14 protein-coding genes are annotated in these 15,563 nt (G+C 31.7%); 3 read left to right on the top strand and 11 right to left on the bottom strand.

The window, feature by feature from the left end; translation table 11 throughout:
• Positions 1-169 precede the first annotated feature (169 nt).
• The gene (locus WNY60_RS11180; protein WP_342862415.1) at positions 170-3,136 is read left to right on the top strand and encodes a T9SS type A sorting domain-containing protein; all 2,967 of its coding nucleotides are present in this window, start codon (positions 170-172) and stop codon (positions 3,134-3,136) included.
• A complete protein-coding gene (locus tag WNY60_RS11175) occupies positions 3,136-3,942 on the top strand; it encodes a DNA/RNA non-specific endonuclease (protein ID WP_342862414.1) in 807 nt (268 codons plus the stop codon). The genes WNY60_RS11180 and WNY60_RS11175 overlap by 1 nt, the downstream gene beginning before the upstream one ends.
• Here the strand turns inward: WNY60_RS11175 and WNY60_RS11170 are convergent.
• The 4 genes from WNY60_RS11170 to gcvP all read right to left on the bottom strand — a co-directional run bounded on the left by WNY60_RS11170 (position 3,939) and on the right by gcvP (position 9,388).
• The gene (locus WNY60_RS11170) at positions 3,939-4,787 is read right to left on the bottom strand and encodes a glycosyltransferase family 2 protein (RefSeq protein WP_342862413.1); all 849 of its coding nucleotides are present in this window, start codon (positions 4,785-4,787) and stop codon (positions 3,939-3,941) included. The two genes, WNY60_RS11175 and WNY60_RS11170, sit on opposite strands and share 4 nt — an antisense overlap.
• A 34-nt stretch (positions 4,788-4,821) precedes the next feature.
• On the bottom strand, positions 4,822-5,343 hold the full coding sequence (locus tag WNY60_RS11165; RefSeq protein ID WP_342862412.1) for a methyltransferase: 522 nt from the start codon (positions 5,341-5,343) through the stop codon (positions 4,822-4,824).
• 39 nt (positions 5,344-5,382) lie between these two features.
• Positions 5,383-6,441, bottom strand: coding sequence for a ketoacyl-ACP synthase III (locus WNY60_RS11160; RefSeq protein ID WP_339808360.1), 1,059 nt, complete (start codon positions 6,439-6,441; stop codon positions 5,383-5,385).
• Between the two features lie 94 nt (positions 6,442-6,535).
• On the bottom strand, positions 6,536-9,388 hold the full coding sequence (gene gcvP / locus WNY60_RS11155; protein WP_342862411.1) for an aminomethyl-transferring glycine dehydrogenase: 2,853 nt from the start codon (positions 9,386-9,388) through the stop codon (positions 6,536-6,538).
• Positions 9,389-9,550: 162 nt separating this feature from the next.
• Here gcvP and WNY60_RS11150 point away from each other — a divergent pair, with 162 nt between their 5' ends.
• Entirely contained in the window at positions 9,551-10,378 is an 828-nt protein-coding gene (locus WNY60_RS11150) for a hypothetical protein (protein WP_342862410.1), read from the top strand.
• On the opposite strand, the gene WNY60_RS11145 is transcribed toward WNY60_RS11150, so the two are convergent.
• From WNY60_RS11145 to WNY60_RS11115, 7 genes are all read right to left on the bottom strand, one after another.
• Positions 10,361-10,612 carry a hypothetical protein gene (locus tag WNY60_RS11145; protein WP_261375348.1) on the bottom strand — a complete coding sequence of 84 codons (252 nt, stop codon included), beginning with the start codon at positions 10,610-10,612 and terminating at the stop codon, positions 10,361-10,363. The genes WNY60_RS11150 and WNY60_RS11145 overlap by 18 nt on opposite strands.
• An 8-nt stretch (positions 10,613-10,620) precedes the next feature.
• Positions 10,621-11,175 carry a sigma-70 family RNA polymerase sigma factor gene (locus tag WNY60_RS11140; protein ID WP_145002810.1) on the bottom strand — a complete coding sequence of 185 codons (555 nt, stop codon included), beginning with the start codon at positions 11,173-11,175 and terminating at the stop codon, positions 10,621-10,623.
• A 316-nt stretch (positions 11,176-11,491) separates the two neighbouring features.
• Entirely contained in the window at positions 11,492-11,827 is a 336-nt protein-coding gene (locus WNY60_RS11135; protein ID WP_339808363.1) for a hypothetical protein, read from the bottom strand.
• Positions 11,828-11,832: 5 nt separating this feature from the next.
• Complete coding sequence (locus WNY60_RS11130; RefSeq protein WP_342862409.1) at positions 11,833-12,270, bottom strand: hypothetical protein; 438 nt, start codon at positions 12,268-12,270, stop codon at positions 11,833-11,835.
• Positions 12,267-12,602 carry a hypothetical protein gene (locus WNY60_RS11125; RefSeq protein WP_342862408.1) on the bottom strand — a complete coding sequence of 112 codons (336 nt, stop codon included), beginning with the start codon at positions 12,600-12,602 and terminating at the stop codon, positions 12,267-12,269. Before WNY60_RS11125 ends, WNY60_RS11130 begins: the two co-directional genes overlap by 4 nt.
• Before the next feature lie 55 nt (positions 12,603-12,657).
• Complete coding sequence (locus WNY60_RS11120) at positions 12,658-13,161, bottom strand: ArsR family transcriptional regulator (protein ID WP_028283705.1); 504 nt, start codon at positions 13,159-13,161, stop codon at positions 12,658-12,660.
• A 121-nt stretch (positions 13,162-13,282) separates the two neighbouring features.
• Positions 13,283-15,313 carry a M3 family metallopeptidase gene (locus WNY60_RS11115; protein ID WP_342862407.1) on the bottom strand — a complete coding sequence of 677 codons (2,031 nt, stop codon included), beginning with the start codon at positions 15,311-15,313 and terminating at the stop codon, positions 13,283-13,285.
• Between the last annotated feature and the right edge of the window lie 250 nt (positions 15,314-15,563).

The raw sequence follows: 15,563 nt of genomic DNA, 5'->3' as shown, positions 1-15,563 counted from the left end.
AAGCCACGTAAATTCGTGGTTTTTTTGTGCTTATAATTTTGGAGGTGTGGTTAAAATCACAATCATCGATGTAAAATACGCTTTATCGAAATGTATGTTAAACATAGTCTTAATTGCTTTAAGTAGGTTTTTTGTTTTTATACTTTAGTAGTCCCTAAATATTAATAGCATGTTTCAAAGTCCCTTTAAAGTAGTAATGCTTGTAGCATTATTTTTACCCATTTATTTGTTTTCTCAATCTGGTCCAGGTGGTGTTGGTAATTCAACAACGCAAGTGTTATGGTTAAAACCAGATGGTTTTTCTGTAGCAGATGGAACTGTATTGGATACTTGGGATGATACTTCAGGTAATGCAAACTCATTAACACAGCCTGACGCAACATTTAGACCAATAGTTAAAACTAATATTGTTAATAGTTATGACGTTGTTAGATTTGAAGCTGGTAATAGACGTTTAAGAAAAACTAATTTTACAGACTTTCCTTCAACACAAATTACTACGTTCTACATTAATAAAACTACTGATTCAGGTGATGGTATTTTGTCATATAATTCAACAGGACGTGATAATGATTATTTACTATTTAATAGTGGTAATTTACAGTACTATCGTGCAAACAATACAGGTTTAAATATTGATGCTAACGATGGTGCCTGGCATATGGTAGACATGAGTTGGATAAATACAGGTACTGGTTTGAAATCATACTTAGATGGTGTTTCAAAAAGAACAGCTAATCATAACAATGGAACAAGTATTACTCCAGGTGGAAGTCTTTCATTAGCAGGAGAGCAAGATGCGGTAGATGCTAATTATGCAGAAGGGCAATCTCATCAAGGTGATTTTGCTGAGGTTATTATTTTTAATCAATTTATCAATACTGCTGAAAGAGTTATTGTTCAAAACTACTTAACAGCAAAATATGGTTTAACTTTAGATAGTACTGTAGATTTTTACACTCAAGATAACGCTGTAAATGGTAACTTCGATTTTGATGTAGCCGGAATTGGTCAAGCTTCAGATGGAAGTAATCATACAGATTCTAGAGGAACAGGAATTGTAACAATTAATTCGCCTTCAGCCTTATCAAACGGAGACTATTTGTTTTGGGGAGAACAAACTAAAGATCCTGTATATACATTGGTAAGTGAAACCACTACTTATACAAATCAGTTAAACTCTAAATGGCGTGTTAGTAAGGTTGGAGATTTAGGTACAGTTACTGTGTCTTTTGATATTTCAAGTATCGCTAGTAGTATTCAATGTAATACATTACAATTAGTTGTAGATAATGATAGTAATTTTGGAAGTCCGTCCATATTTAATTTAGTAGTTTCAGGTAATACAGCAACAGCAACAGGCGTGTCTTTTACAGATGGAGATTATTTTACACTTAGAAATATAGATTCGATTGTTTGGGATGGTACGACATACTTTAATGGGTCTGGAGCATTAAATGCACCGAATAATACAGATTCATGCCTTAAGTTAATTGTTAAGTCCGGAAGTACTGCCTTTTTAACCGAAGATGCTTTTGTTAGAGACGTTGAGGTACAATCAGGCGCTACATTACAAGTTGAAGATGGTATTTTATTAGAAGTAGAAAATGGTATTGTAAATCAAGGTACTATAGAGTTGTTAGGCGACGCACAACTTATTCAAAAACATACAGGAACAAGTTTAAACTCTGGTTCTGGTGATTTAAAAATTAGACAACAAGGTTCTTATAATTTATATAATTATAATTATTGGAGTGCTCCAGTTAATAGAGGTGGAGATTGGCAAGTAAGTTTTTTAGAAACCGAAGCTGGTCCTGTAGGTTTTACGTCAGGTTATGATGCTAATCCTTTGGCTTCGCCAGGAGAAATTAGTAGTTATTGGTTGCATACTTTTAATAATTTAATTGATAATTATTATGGATGGAATCACATTTCAACCACCACACCACTTAGTCCAACAACGGGTTATATAATGAAAGGATCTGGAAATGTATCACCATCTCCATTCCCATCTGTGGATCAAAATTATGTATTTAGAGGCACAGCTAATGATGGCGATTACAATGTGTCAGCCTTAGGCGGAAATCAAATTTTAATAGGAAATCCTTATCCATCAGCAATTGATGCTGACCAGTTTATTACAGATAATTTATCAGTACTTGACGGAACTTTATATTTTTATGAACATTTTGAATCTAACAACTCTCATATTTTAGCCAATTATAAAGGTGGTTATGCAACTTACAATTTGTTAACGTCTATAGGTAGTCCTGCTCCTCCAACAAATGGAGGTACAACAACTAAAGGGGCTCCAACAAGTAATGTAGCTGTAGCGCAAGGCTTTTTTGTAAAGATTGCCAATTCTGGAACCATAATCTTTAATAATAATCAGCGTATTTTTGCTAAAGAGGCTGCAGGTGAAACTACTTTTTTTAGATCTGCTCAGGCAACTTTAGCGGATAACCGTATTAAATTTTGGCTTAAGTTTAAAGATAATAATGATAACGAGTCTACTATTGCTTTAGGTTATGATAATAATGCTAGTACAGATTTTGATAAAGGTTACGATAGTAAAATGTTTAACGATTTACCTAATGATTTATATTGGGTTATTCCTGATCAAAGATTAAGTATTCAAGGTCTAAATACTTTTGATGTTTCAGACGAGATTCCTTTAGGAATTGATATTTCAAATTCTGGTAATTTTACTTTTGAAATTAGTGAAACTTTGAACTTTCCAACAAATCAGAAAATCTATTTAAAAGATAATCAAACTAATACGTTATACGATATTAAATCTAATCCTGTAACATTAAATTTAGTGTCAGGAGTTGATGAGTCTAGATTCTCTATTGTATATCAATCATCAGAAACTTTATCTAATGAAGATTTTATAACCACACAGTCTTTAGTATACTTTGATAGTTCTAAAAATGCTTTAGTATTTAAAGGTGTTGAAAACCTGAATAGTATTAAAAATATAAATGTATTTAACCTATTAGGTCAAAATGTTAAAACTATAAATTCTATTGAATCTGAGGAAGTTGATTTGTCAAACATAATCTCAGGAGTATATATTGCTAAAATAGCAAAGGCTAATGGACAGTTGGTTAATCTTAAATTTATTAAACGTTAATGTCTAATAAAACTAAGTATTCTATATTAACAGCTTTAGTAATTATAGCATCGTATGGTGTAAATAATTATTTAGATTCCAAGGATAAAATAGACACTGTAATACAAGGTACAACAGTAAAAAACAATACAAACGAGTACTTTTTACCAACAAGCACGACTGGACAAATTATACACCATAATGGTTATAGTTTAAGTTATAGCGAGCCACATGAACAAGCAGAATGGGTAGCTTACGAACTAAAAAAATCTCATTTAAGTAATGCGGATTATAAACGTCCTTATTTTGAAGTGGATCATGCTGTAAAAACAGGTGCTGCACATTGGCGTAATTATAAAAAATCAGGTTACGATCGTGGACACCTTTGTCCAGCAGGAGACAGAAAATATAGCCAAGAAGCACATGACGAAACTTTTTTGACTAGTAATATCGCTCCTCAAAATCACGATTTTAATGCAGGAGTTTGGAATAGATTAGAACAAAAAACACGTTATTGGGCTAGTAAATACGATGGTGTTTTTGTAGTTACAGGAGGTGTTTTAAAAAATGGGTTAAAAACAATAGGAGAGGAAGAGGTGTCTATTCCTAATCAGTTTTATAAAGTATTAATTGACAATAATAATGGAGCTACCAAAGTGATTGCTTTTTTATTACCACACATGGAGTCTGAACAACCTTTATATAAATTTGTAACCTCTGTAGATCATATAGAACAATTAACTGGTATTGATTTCTTTTCAGAATTGGATGACGCTATTGAAGATAGGCTTGAAGCATCAAGCAGTTATAAAGGATGGAGCTTTTAAAATAATTTTTGCTTTACACCTTTCCATCTTAAATTTCTAATATATTGTCCTTCTGCCTTGGTAACTAAGCGTTCTGGTTTATTACTTGTGGCTTTTAAATACCCAACAATATAATCTTTAAAGTATCTAAAGCTTTTCTTTTTTACACTCATTTTTAAAGCAGTAATTAACGTCAGTGTAAAACCATAACGCATTTTATACATGGCTTCGCCTTGCAGGTGTTTTGCTCCTTTATTGTAGCTAGCTCCTGTAGGTTTTAAATGCTTAACATGTAAACTTTCGTCTAAGACAATAGACCAGTTGTTATACTTTGCTAAAAGCTCGTCAATTGTATCCCAACCCATTGATTTTTTTAATTGTCCTATGGCTTCAAAACAATCTTTTCGGTAGGCTTTAAGCGCTCCTCTTATGTGATCTTTACCAGTAATAGATTCTAAAACCCAGTCGTTATTCTTTTCGATATAACAATAGCCAGCAACCATACCAATGGATGCGTTTTTATTAAAATGAAAGGCTAATGTTTCTAAATAATTTAAAGGAAAAATTAAATCGGCATCAAATTTACAAATCACATCATAACTTTTGTTTGTAACCTGATAGCCTTTATAAAAGGCGTTAATTATTTTAGTTCCTGGTAAGTGCTTGTCAGATGAAGTCACATTGACTAAATCAATAAAATTATACTGTTTTTGAAAGTCTTCTACAATAGTTTTGGTGTTATCAGTAGAATTGTCATTAACCACCACAATTTGTTTAGGAGGCAACGTTTGATTGACTAGTGATTGTAATGTTACTCCAATGGACGAAGCTTCGTTATGCGCAGGAATGATTATACTGAAATTCACAATAGAAAATATTAGAATTTAAAGTTAGCTTTATTTAAGCTTTTTCAGCATAAATAATATAATATCTAGATGTAAACCATCTTAAAATAGGTCTGATTCCAATTTTTTTGGTGGGATTAGTCCATTTTTGTCTGTCAATAATTTTCCAACCTGTTTTTTCTAATAACCAATCTAATTGCCAATCTTCAAACTCGTGATAATGCCTATCCCAAGGATCTGATTTGCTTCGGTAAGCCGAAGAAAACCATAATTTAAGAGGTACGCTAATTACTAATTTGTCCGCTTTTATACTTTGTAAAACAGTAAAGGGGTTTAATAAATGTTCAAAAATTTCAAAAGCTGTAACGACTGTGGCTTGAGAGTTTTTGATACTTGAAACATCAAAATCTAAATCTTCGCCTTTAGTGTTTTCAACATTGTAACTATTGTCTTTTAATATTTTAGTAAATGGGTTTTCTACTCCTAAGTCTAAAATTGTTTCAGATTTAGATATATGTTTTTCTAAAAATTGATACGTTAGTTTAAAGCGTTTATGCGGAAAAGTTTGTTCGTACACAAAAAAAATGATTTAGTTTTATAATAAAATACAGACGTTTTATTGTTTGTAAACTATAGCATTAATATTCATACCAGCACCAACACTAGCAAAAAGTATAACATCACCTTTATTAATCTCTTGGTCTTTTAGTTTACCTTTTAAAATTAAATCGTATAAAGTAGGTACAGTTGCTACGCTAGAATTACCTAAAGTATTAATACTCATTGGCATAATGCCTTCTGGCATTTTCATGTCGTGTAGCTTGTAAAAACGTTTTACGATAGCTTCGTCCATTTTTTCGTTAGCTTGATGTATCAATATTTTTTTAACATCATTTATGTTGTAGCCACTTTTTTCTAAACATGATTTTAAAGCTAAAGGCACGTTGGTTAAAGCGAATTCGTAAATTTTACGACCATACATTTTAATGTATCTGCGTTGACTAGTAGATTCTAAATTATTGGTTTCTCCAAAAAAGATAAAATGAGCTTCATCTAATGCATAGGTAGCGGACTCGTGTGCAATAATTCCACTATCGTCATTGGTTTCTTCGACAATTACAGCTCCAGAGCCATCACTATAAATCATGGAGTCTCTGTCATGTTTATCTACAACGCGAGATAATGTTTCCGTTCCAATAACTAAACAGCGTTTTGCTATTCCTGATTTAATAAAAGCATTGGCTTGTATAACACCCTCTATCCAACCTGGACATCCAAATAGTAAGTCGTAACCAACACATTTAGGATTTTTAATTTGTAATAAATGTTTTACACGTGAGGCTATACTAGGGACAGTGTCACTTTGTTCTGTATTGTGTTTTATGTCACCATAATTGTGGGCAACAATAATATAGTCTAAAGTTTCTTTGTCGATTTTAGCATCAGCAATTGCTTTTTCGGCTGCATAAAATGCAATGTCAGAGTTTAATAATTCTGATTTTATGTAACGTCTTTCTTCAATACCTGTAATGGCTTTGAATTTATCAACGATAACTTCATTTGTGCTATTTATTTTAGAACCATCAGCATTTAAAAACTCATGATTATAAAAATCTTCATTTTTTTCAATAGTACTTGGAATGTAACTTCCTGTTCCAATAATCTTAATATTCATAAAAAAAGGATTGCCTTTAATTGTTTAACTGCTAAGATAAGCAGTTAAAAACTAAAGGCAATTTTATTGGTTAATTATTTACGATGTCCAACGTTTAGTTAGCATCCATATAAGCTTCAATTGGAGCACAAGTACATATTAAATTTCGGTCTCCATAAGCGTCGTCCACACGACGTACAGAAGGCCAAAACTTGTTGTCCACCACGTAATCCAAAGGATAAGCAGCTTTCTCACGAGTGTATGGTAATAACCATTCGTCACTTGTTAACATAGCTAATGTATGAGGTGCATTTTTTAAAGGATTATTATCGTCATCCTTAGTTGCAGCATCAATTTCTTTTCTAATAGAAATCATAGCGTCACAAAAACGATCCATTTCTGCTTTACTTTCACTTTCTGTAGGTTCAATCATCATAGTTCCTGCAACTGGAAAAGAAACCGTTGGAGCATGAAAACCATAGTCCATTAAACGTTTTGCAATATCCACAACCTCAATACCATGCTCTTTAAATGGACGACAATCTATAATCATCTCATGCGCTGCACGACCTTGTTCTCCAGAGTATAAAGTTTCAAAAGCACCTTGTAATCTGTGTTTGATATAATTAGCGTTAAGTATAGCTATTTCGGTTGATTTTTTCAATCCTTCAGCACCTAACATTTTTATGTAACCATAAGATATTAAACATGCTAAAGCAGATCCAAAAGGAGCTGCAGAAATAGCAGTTATAGCTTGATCACCACCAGTTTTTACAACAGGATTACCAGGTAAAAATGGCACTAATTGTTTAGCAACACAAATTGGTCCAACACCAGGTCCACCACCACCATGAGGAATAGCAAAGGTTTTGTGTAAGTTTAAGTGACAAACGTCTGCGCCAATATTTCCAGGATTAGTTAATCCAACTTGAGCATTCATGTTGGCTCCATCCATATAGACTTGACCACCATTATCGTGTATTAATTGTGTGATAGCTTTAATTCCAGACTCATAAACACCATGAGTAGATGGGTAAGTTACCATTAAAGCAGCTAGATTGTCTTTATGCAATTCGGCTTTTTCTCGTAAATCCTCTACATCAATATTACCATCTTCATCAGCTTTAGTAACCACAACTTTCATTCCAGCCATTACTGCACTTGCAGGATTGGTTCCGTGAGCAGAACTTGGTATTAAACAGATGTTTCTATGATGATCGTTTCTAGATTCGTGATACGCTCTAATAACCATTAATCCAGCATACTCACCTTGAGCTCCAGAGTTAGGTTGTAAAGAGGTGCCTGCAAAACCAGTGATTTCAGTTAATTGATCTTCTAATGCTTTTAGCATTTGTTGGTAACCTTCAGCTTGATCTAAAGGAACAAATGGATGGATGCTTCCCCAATTTGGAGAACTTAATGGTAGCATTTCTGAAGCAGCATTAAGCTTCATTGTGCAAGATCCAAGAGAAATCATAGAGTGGTTTAAGGCTAAATCCTTGCGCTCTAAACCTTTTATGTAACGCATTAATTCGGTTTCAGAATGATGCGTGTTAAACACGTCTAAAGTTAAAAACTCAGATTGACGTTGTATGCTGTTTTGTATATTGTTTGCTTCTGTAAAACTATCGATTGTTGTAGTCGGCTTTGTTTCCGCTTCAGCGAAAATTGCTATAATTTGATTGATATCTTTAACAGAAGTTGTCTCGTTGATTGAGATTGTAACCGTATTGTCATTAGGATAATAGAAGTTAACCTCGTGCTTTTCTGCAATTGTTTTTACAGTTGAAGCATTAGCTTTAACCTGAAGTGTATCAAAAAATGAACTGTTTAATTGCTCAATACCCATTTTAGTTAAGGCATTGGCTAATGTTGACGTTGCATTATGTACTTGATTTGCAATAAAAGTTAACCCTTTTGGTCCATGATAAACTGCATACATACCAGCCATAACTGCTAATAATACTTGCGCTGTACAAATGTTAGAGGTTGCTTTGTCACGTTTAATGTGTTGCTCTCTGGTTTGTAAAGCCATACGTAAAGCTCTGTTACCATTAGCATCTTTAGTAACACCAATAATACGTCCAGGAATATCACGTTTGTAAGCCTCTTTTGTAGCAAAATATGCTGCGTGTGGTCCTCCATAACCCATTGGAATACCAAAGCGTTGTGTAGTACCAACGACAACATCTGCACCAAATTTACCAGGAGCTTCTAATTTTACTAAGCTTAAAATGTCTGCAGCAACTGCTACTTTAATGTTATTTGCGTTAGCTTTTTCTATAAAGGTTTTGATGTCTGTAATTTGACCATCTTTACCTGGATACTGTAATATTGCTCCAAAAAAGTCTGTAGAAAAATCAAACGTAGTTTCATCACCTATTACTAACTCTACACCAATTGGAGTAGCACGTGTTTGTAATAAAGATAGGGTTTGAGGTAAAATAGTATTGCTAACAAAAAATTTAGAAACTCCAGCTTTTTTCTGATCACGTTCTCTAACAGCAAATAGCAAGCTCATTGCTTCTGCAGCAGCAGTGCTTTCGTCTAATAAAGATGCATTTGCTAATTCCATTCCTGTTAGGTCAGTAACCATAGTTTGGAAATTTAGTAATGCTTCTAAACGACCTTGAGCAATCTCGGCTTGGTAAGGCGTGTAAGCTGTATACCACCCTGGATTTTCTAGTATGTTACGTTGTATAACAGCAGGTAGAATAGTTGGATGGTATCCTAAACCAATATAGGTTTTGTAGGTTTTGTTAAGTTTAGACAGGTTATTAATATGATTTGAATACTCATATTCTGTCATAGCTTCATCTAGCTGTAAGTCTTTTTCAAGACGAATTGGAGCAGGAACAGTCTCAGATATTAATTGTTCAATGGTATCTGCGTTTACTGTTTGAAGCATTAGTTTTTGATCATTTTCTCTTGGACCAATGTGACGTAATGCGAATGCGTTTGTGTTCATTTGTGTTGTGTTGTTATTAACCTTTTTTACAAGGTTTGAGAAAAAATATAGTTGTTTTTTAATGTTTGCAAAATTAACGAAAACTAATAGTAAAATTTTGTTAAAAATTGAAAGTTTTCAACTAATCGGTTGCTTTATTAACAGATTAATTATTTTTGTCTAATGAAGGTCCTAAAACAGCTTTTAGATTTTTACATAAATAGTAGCATTCATGTTGCTTTAGCAGTCTATGCGTTAAGTTGGATTACTTTAAAAAAGTTGAACATAAATTATGACGCTACCATCCTTTATTTTAATTTTTTTGCTACTATAACAGGTTATAATTTTGTAAAATATTTTGGTATTGCTAAATGGCACCATCGTAGTTTGGCTAATTGGTTAAAAGTTATACAACTGTTCTCTTTTATATGCTTTAGTTTGATGTTGTATTTTGGGTTGCAATTACAACAAAACACTGTCTTGTTAATTCTAGGTTTTGGTGTTGTTACATTTTTATACGCCATACCTTTTTTACCAAAAAAATGGTATTTAGATACGCAACAAAACTTAAGGGATATTAGTGGTTTAAAGGTGTATGTTATTGCTTTGGTCTGGAGTGGTGTTACGGTAGTCTTACCACTATTAGATAACAATGGAGTATTTAATCAAGATGCTATTATTACAATTTGTCAAAATTTTATTTTGGTTATAGCACTAATGCTGCCTTTTGAAATAAGAGATTTAAGCTATGATAGTTTAAAGTTGGCTACCATACCACAAAAAATAGGCGTAAAACGCACTAAGTTATTAGGTTTTGGTTTTGTTTTAATTTTCTATTTTTCAGAATTTTTTAAGGACAGTATCTCTGTTTTGGGATTGCTACAGCAAGGTATTGTAAGTGTAAGTTTGTGCTTGTTTATCTATTTTGCTAATCAAAATAGAAACACCTATTATACATCGTTTTGGGTAGAAGCCTTACCTATATTTTGGATGTTACTGATGCTTCTGTAATTCTTTGTCAAAAGAAGATTTAAGTTCTTTTTTTTCGGTTACCGATAATTGGTTTCCTTTTATGCTATTTATTAAATGCGTTAACTTAGTATTGTTTTTAGAGTGCTGTCTGCAAACCGCACACATAAATGTGTGAAATTTAAACTTCACTTTTTCTAAAATAGTAGCTTCGTGATACTGAGCTTTATCGCAGATATGTCCTGATTCCTCACAAGAAATCATAAATTTTTTCATAAACATAATTAAAACCAATTTTTTTCTAAACAACCTGCCATAGCAGTTCTTGCTCTGTGGATGATTACCCAAAGATTAGACGCAGTTATTTCTAATTCATTACAAATTGTTTCGGTTTCATAATTTAAAATGGTTTTCATTTCAAATATTTGAGCTTGTTTTTTTGGTAATTTAGACAGGCAATCATCAATTGCGCTGGCTAATTCAGTATTTTCAATTTGGTCTTCTGCAGTTTTATCAAAAGGATCTGCAACGCGCTCTTCTAACCAATCACCTTCTGTTTCGCTATCAGAATTGTAAGACATTCTAACTTCAGCTTTACCTTTATTAGAATTAGATTTACGGTAATGGTCAATGACTTTTCTTTTTAAAATAGATACTAGCCAAGTACGCTCACTAGCTTCTCCTTTAAAGTTTTTCATACTTTTTAGACCAGCTAGAAAAGTGTCAGAAACTAAGTCTTGCGCTATTGCTCTGTCATTTACACGTGTAATGGTGTAATTAAAGAGGTAGTCGCTGTATAAATCTATCCATTTATTAGGATTAATTGTGTGATCTGACATGTTTAAGATTTCTTTTTCGGGCTAAAAATACTAAAATTACAATTAAGTAATTACGTTTTTTTACATCTAAATAATGGAATAGCTAAAACTTTGATATGTAAACTGGATAGCAAAGGGTTGAAAGAACCGTTATAATAGTTTGTTAGAAGGTGAGGAATAGTCAAAATGAATAATATTAGCTTTACTCCAAAACTCGTATTCTTCTTTTGCCTGATTTTAAAAATCTACTATTATAACTTATTTTACTATGTATTTTTGGTTGTGCTAAAAGTGATAGTTTTATTAGAATTACCTTTTAAATTTTAAAATGTATTGACTATTCTGTGGTATTATATTTTGAAATAAAATGTGTTATAGCTAAATGAAATCCAGCCAGTATGATAGCCATTAATGACCAAATAAAAAAGATTAATAATTGATTTAATACTATTATTTTGATGACTATTAATGCAATTACGACGCTAAGCAAATAGATAAAGCTTGATATTTTAATTGACTTAGGTAGATGTTTAAAATTAATTCCAATTTTTACACTTATAATAATTTGAATAATGCCTAATATGGGTAATGCTATTATTGCTCCATAAACAGTAAAGCTTATCAAAACACAAATTATAAACGCCCAACTATTAATAGTATATAGATTTTTCATTGTAATTAGTTTATAATTGTCTGTAAGTTTAAGATAAATAGCCACGTATAAATTATTGCAAAGCTTACAAATAGTGTATTCATGAAATAACTTCCTATTTTAAAAATTATTTTCTGCGGAATCTGATACATAGGGTAATATGCAATTTGAGTAGCCACTTTACCTACCCAATACATGCCTATTAAAGTGGTTAGTGCTAAAGCTAAGTGACTTCCGTTTTTTAAATCTGTAGGTATTAATATTGCAATCAATCCAAAACAAAAATTTAAACCTTGTATATAACGACCATATGTTTTTGCTATTTCTTGATTTAATGGTTTAAGTTTTTTAACATCATTATACCAATCAAAAACTTTATGACGGATGTAAGGATAGATTAAAGCTGTAAATATTTGACCACATCCTCCAAGAATTATTAACCAATTAGGAATTTGATATTTCATAGTTCAGTTTTTTTAAGATCGTTTAATATCCATGTAAAATAATATGCAAGACTCATTGGAATTATGATTATAAGTAAAACAACTAGGAATAATCCATTTAAATCTTTAACGATTAACCAACCTAAACCATAACACAGTGTTAAAATCCAATACAATGTTATATGCTTTTGTTGTTTATTATTATACTGTTTCCACAGAAAAAGGATACCTAACGCACTTATTAATTGAACAGCACCAAGTAATATTTGAGCGTATAAGCCTAGATAAAAGGTTAAATATAAAATGGTAGTAGCAATGACTAGAAATTTGTTGATGTTAAATACTGTTTTCATAGTTATTAAGTGTTTAAAACTTTCAATAATTATTGAAAGTTAGTTTCAAATTTTTTTATTTAAATAGTTTAAGTAAAGATTTAGTAATCCAATTTTGTTTTTGATTTACTAATTTATTTATCATCACGTCCATAGTTTCTGTTAACTCGTGAAGTGCTTTTGTCTGTTTGATTAATTCTTTAGTTTTTGCAGTGCCATCATCTTTAATACTTGAAACTTCATCTAAAACTTTGACTACAGGTTTAATTTCTCTTCTGCTACGTTCCACAGCAACAATTCTAGCTAATTCTTGTACATCTTTTTCAGTAGTAAAAAACTCTTTACGTTCACCAGCCACTAATGTTTTGGTTACAATTCCCCAATCCATTAATTGTCTTAAATTCATGCTAGTATTTCCTCTAGAGATTTTAAGATCTTCCATAATCTCTTCCATGGATAATGGTTTAGTAGAAATAAAAAGAAGCGCTTGTATTTGCGCCATAGCTTTGTTTATTCCCCAAAGTGAACCTAAACTTCCCCAAGTACTAATAAATTTATCTTTTGCTTCTTGATATTCCATGATACAAATATATTAATAATTTTTAAACTTTCAGTAATTATTGAAAGTTTATTTTTTTAAACAAAAAAAGCCATTCTTAAACGTAGTCAAGAATGGCAGATTTTAAATTATTATAACTAAATTACTTTATTAGTCCTGCGCGTTTTAATAGTGCCTCAGGTTTAGGTTCTTGACCTCTAAAACGTTTGTATAATACCATTGGATTATCTGTACCACCTTGAGATAATACATTGTCTTTAAATTTTGTTGCTACTTCTTTATTAAATATACCTTTTTCTTTAAAGTAGTCAAACGCATCTGCATCTAAGACTTCTGCCCATTTGTAGCTATAATATCCAGAGGAATAACCACCTTGAAAAATATGCGCAAAAGCAGTACTCATACAATTCTGTTTAACATCAGGATACAGGTTTGTGTCTTTAAAGGTTTTGTTTTCATGTTGTTTAACATTGGTAACGTCTGTTGGGTTAATACCATGCCAACTCATGTCTAATAAACCAAAACTTAGTTGTCTAAGGGTTTGCATTCCTTCTTGAAATGTGGCACTTTCTTTAATTTTTTGGACTAAATCCATTGGAATGATTTCTCCAGTTTGGTAATGTTTAGCAAATAATTCTAAAGCTTCTTTCTCATAACACCAGTTTTCTAAAACTTGACTAGGTAGCTCTACAAAATCCCAAAACACACTTGTACCAGATAAACTTGGGTAAGTTGTGTTGGCTAACATACCATGTAATCCATGACCAAACTCGTGAAATAATGTAGTAACTTCATTAAACGTTAGTAATGACGGTTTGCTTTTAGTTGGTTTTGTAAAGTTGCATACGTTAGATATTTGTGGTCTTTGGTTTATGCCATCTTTAATAAATTGTGGTTTGAAGGATGTCATCCATGCACCATTTCTTTTTCCTGCTCTAGGGAAAAAATCAGCATAAAATATGGAAACTAATTGATTGTTTTCATCTAAAACTTCATAGGTCATAACATCTTCATGGTACTTATCTATTGTGTCAATTTTTTTAAACTGAAGTCCAAATAATTTATTTGCAACTTGAAAGGCACCATCAATAACATTTTCTAATTTAAAGTAAGGTTTAAGTTGCTCATCATCTAAATTAAATAGTTTTTGTTTTAATTTTTCAGAATAGTAAGCGGAATCCCATTTTTCTAATCGATCTAAGTTATCAAGTTCTTTTGCAAAATCTTCTAATTCTGCAAACTCGCGCAAAGCAGCAGGTTTTGCTTTAACTAATAAGTCTTCTAAAAAGGTATTTACTTTTTCCGGAGTTTGAGCCATGCGTTCTTCTAAAACAAAATGTGCATGTGTGTCATAACCTAATAAATTAGCACGTTCAAAACGCAGTCTAGCAATGTCTAAAACGTTTTGTTGGTTATCTAATTTGTCATTATTAAATCCTTTGGCTCCAAAAGCTAACGCTAATTTTTTACGTAATGCTCTATTATCTGCATACGTCATAAATGGTATATAACTTGGGTAATCTAAAGTTATTAAATAACCCGCTTTGTTTTTAGACTCAGCTAATTGTTTTGCAGCTTCAATTGCACCTTCTGGTAATCCTGATAAATCAGCTTCATTGGTGATTAGCATTTCAAAAGCATTGGTTTCTGCTAAAATGTTTTCTCCAAACTTTAATTTTAAACTAGCTAATTGTTTGTCAATAGCTCTTAGTTTTTGCTTTTTATCTTCAGGAAGATTTGCTCCATTTCTAGAAAAGCTTTTATATTTTTTATCCAATAATGTAGTCTGTTCTATATTTAAATCAAGACTATCTTTATTGTCGTAAACGTGTTTTACTTTTTTAAATAACGCTTCGTTTAATGTTATATCATTCCCAAACTCGGTTAAAATAGGAGAGATGTCTTGTGCTATTTTTTGAAGGTCATCATTAGTCTCTGCGGAGTTAAGATTAAAAAATATACTGGTTACACGATCTAGTTGTTGTCCAGAAAACTCTAAAGCTTCGATTGTGTTTTTAAAAGTAGGAGCGTCAGTAGTTTTTATAATCGTCTCTATCTCTAATTTAGTATCCTCAATTAGTTTTAAAATGGCAGGTTTAAAGTCCTTATTTTTTATAGATTGAAAAGGTGGAGTGTTAAATTTTGTGCTAAAATTGTTTAAAAGTGTATTCATTATAACGTTATAGTAAAATTTTTGATGTTAAAATTAATATTTTTATTGCATATTAATTATTTAAATGATTATTTTTGCAAATGATTTTTTCCCGTGAGTTGGTTACTCACATAAAAATTATTGATTAATAGCGATAAAAAGCCTCAGACATGTCTGAGGCTTTTTTTTTATATCTTGTTATTTAACGATTTATTAAGACTCTTTAACTAATATTCTAAAATAATACAAAATGTTGGTTGCTTTTGTAAGA

This window comes from Olleya sp. AS48, assembly GCF_038900355.1.
Lineage (GTDB): Bacteria > Bacteroidota > Bacteroidia > Flavobacteriales > Flavobacteriaceae > Olleya.
The sequence above is the reverse complement of the archived record's forward strand: the minus strand, read 5'-3'. Positions and strand labels throughout refer to the sequence as shown.

Coding starts and splice junctions, on each gene's coding strand:
- WNY60_RS11175 (WP_342862414.1), top strand. CDS start 3,136: ATGTCTAATAAAACTAAGTATTCTATATTAACAGCTTTAGTAATTATA.
- WNY60_RS11160 (WP_339808360.1), bottom strand. CDS start 6,441: ATGAATATTAAGATTATTGGAACAGGAAGTTACATTCCAAGTACTATT.
- WNY60_RS11150 (WP_342862410.1), top strand. CDS start 9,551: ATGAAGGTCCTAAAACAGCTTTTAGATTTTTACATAAATAGTAGCATT.
- WNY60_RS11125 (WP_342862408.1), bottom strand. CDS start 12,602: ATGAAAACAGTATTTAACATCAACAAATTTCTAGTCATTGCTACTACC.
- WNY60_RS11135 (WP_339808363.1), bottom strand. CDS start 11,827: ATGAAAAATCTATATACTATTAATAGTTGGGCGTTTATAATTTGTGTT.
- WNY60_RS11115 (WP_342862407.1), bottom strand. CDS start 15,313: ATGAATACACTTTTAAACAATTTTAGCACAAAATTTAACACTCCACCT.
- WNY60_RS11145 (WP_261375348.1), bottom strand. CDS start 10,612: ATGAAAAAATTTATGATTTCTTGTGAGGAATCAGGACATATCTGCGAT.
- WNY60_RS11120 (WP_028283705.1), bottom strand. CDS start 13,161: ATGGAATATCAAGAAGCAAAAGATAAATTTATTAGTACTTGGGGAAGT.
- WNY60_RS11140 (WP_145002810.1), bottom strand. CDS start 11,175: ATGTCAGATCACACAATTAATCCTAATAAATGGATAGATTTATACAGC.
- gcvP (WP_342862411.1), bottom strand. CDS start 9,388: ATGAACACAAACGCATTCGCATTACGTCACATTGGTCCAAGAGAAAAT.
- WNY60_RS11130 (WP_342862409.1), bottom strand. CDS start 12,270: ATGAAATATCAAATTCCTAATTGGTTAATAATTCTTGGAGGATGTGGT.
- WNY60_RS11180 (WP_342862415.1), top strand. CDS start 170: ATGTTTCAAAGTCCCTTTAAAGTAGTAATGCTTGTAGCATTATTTTTA.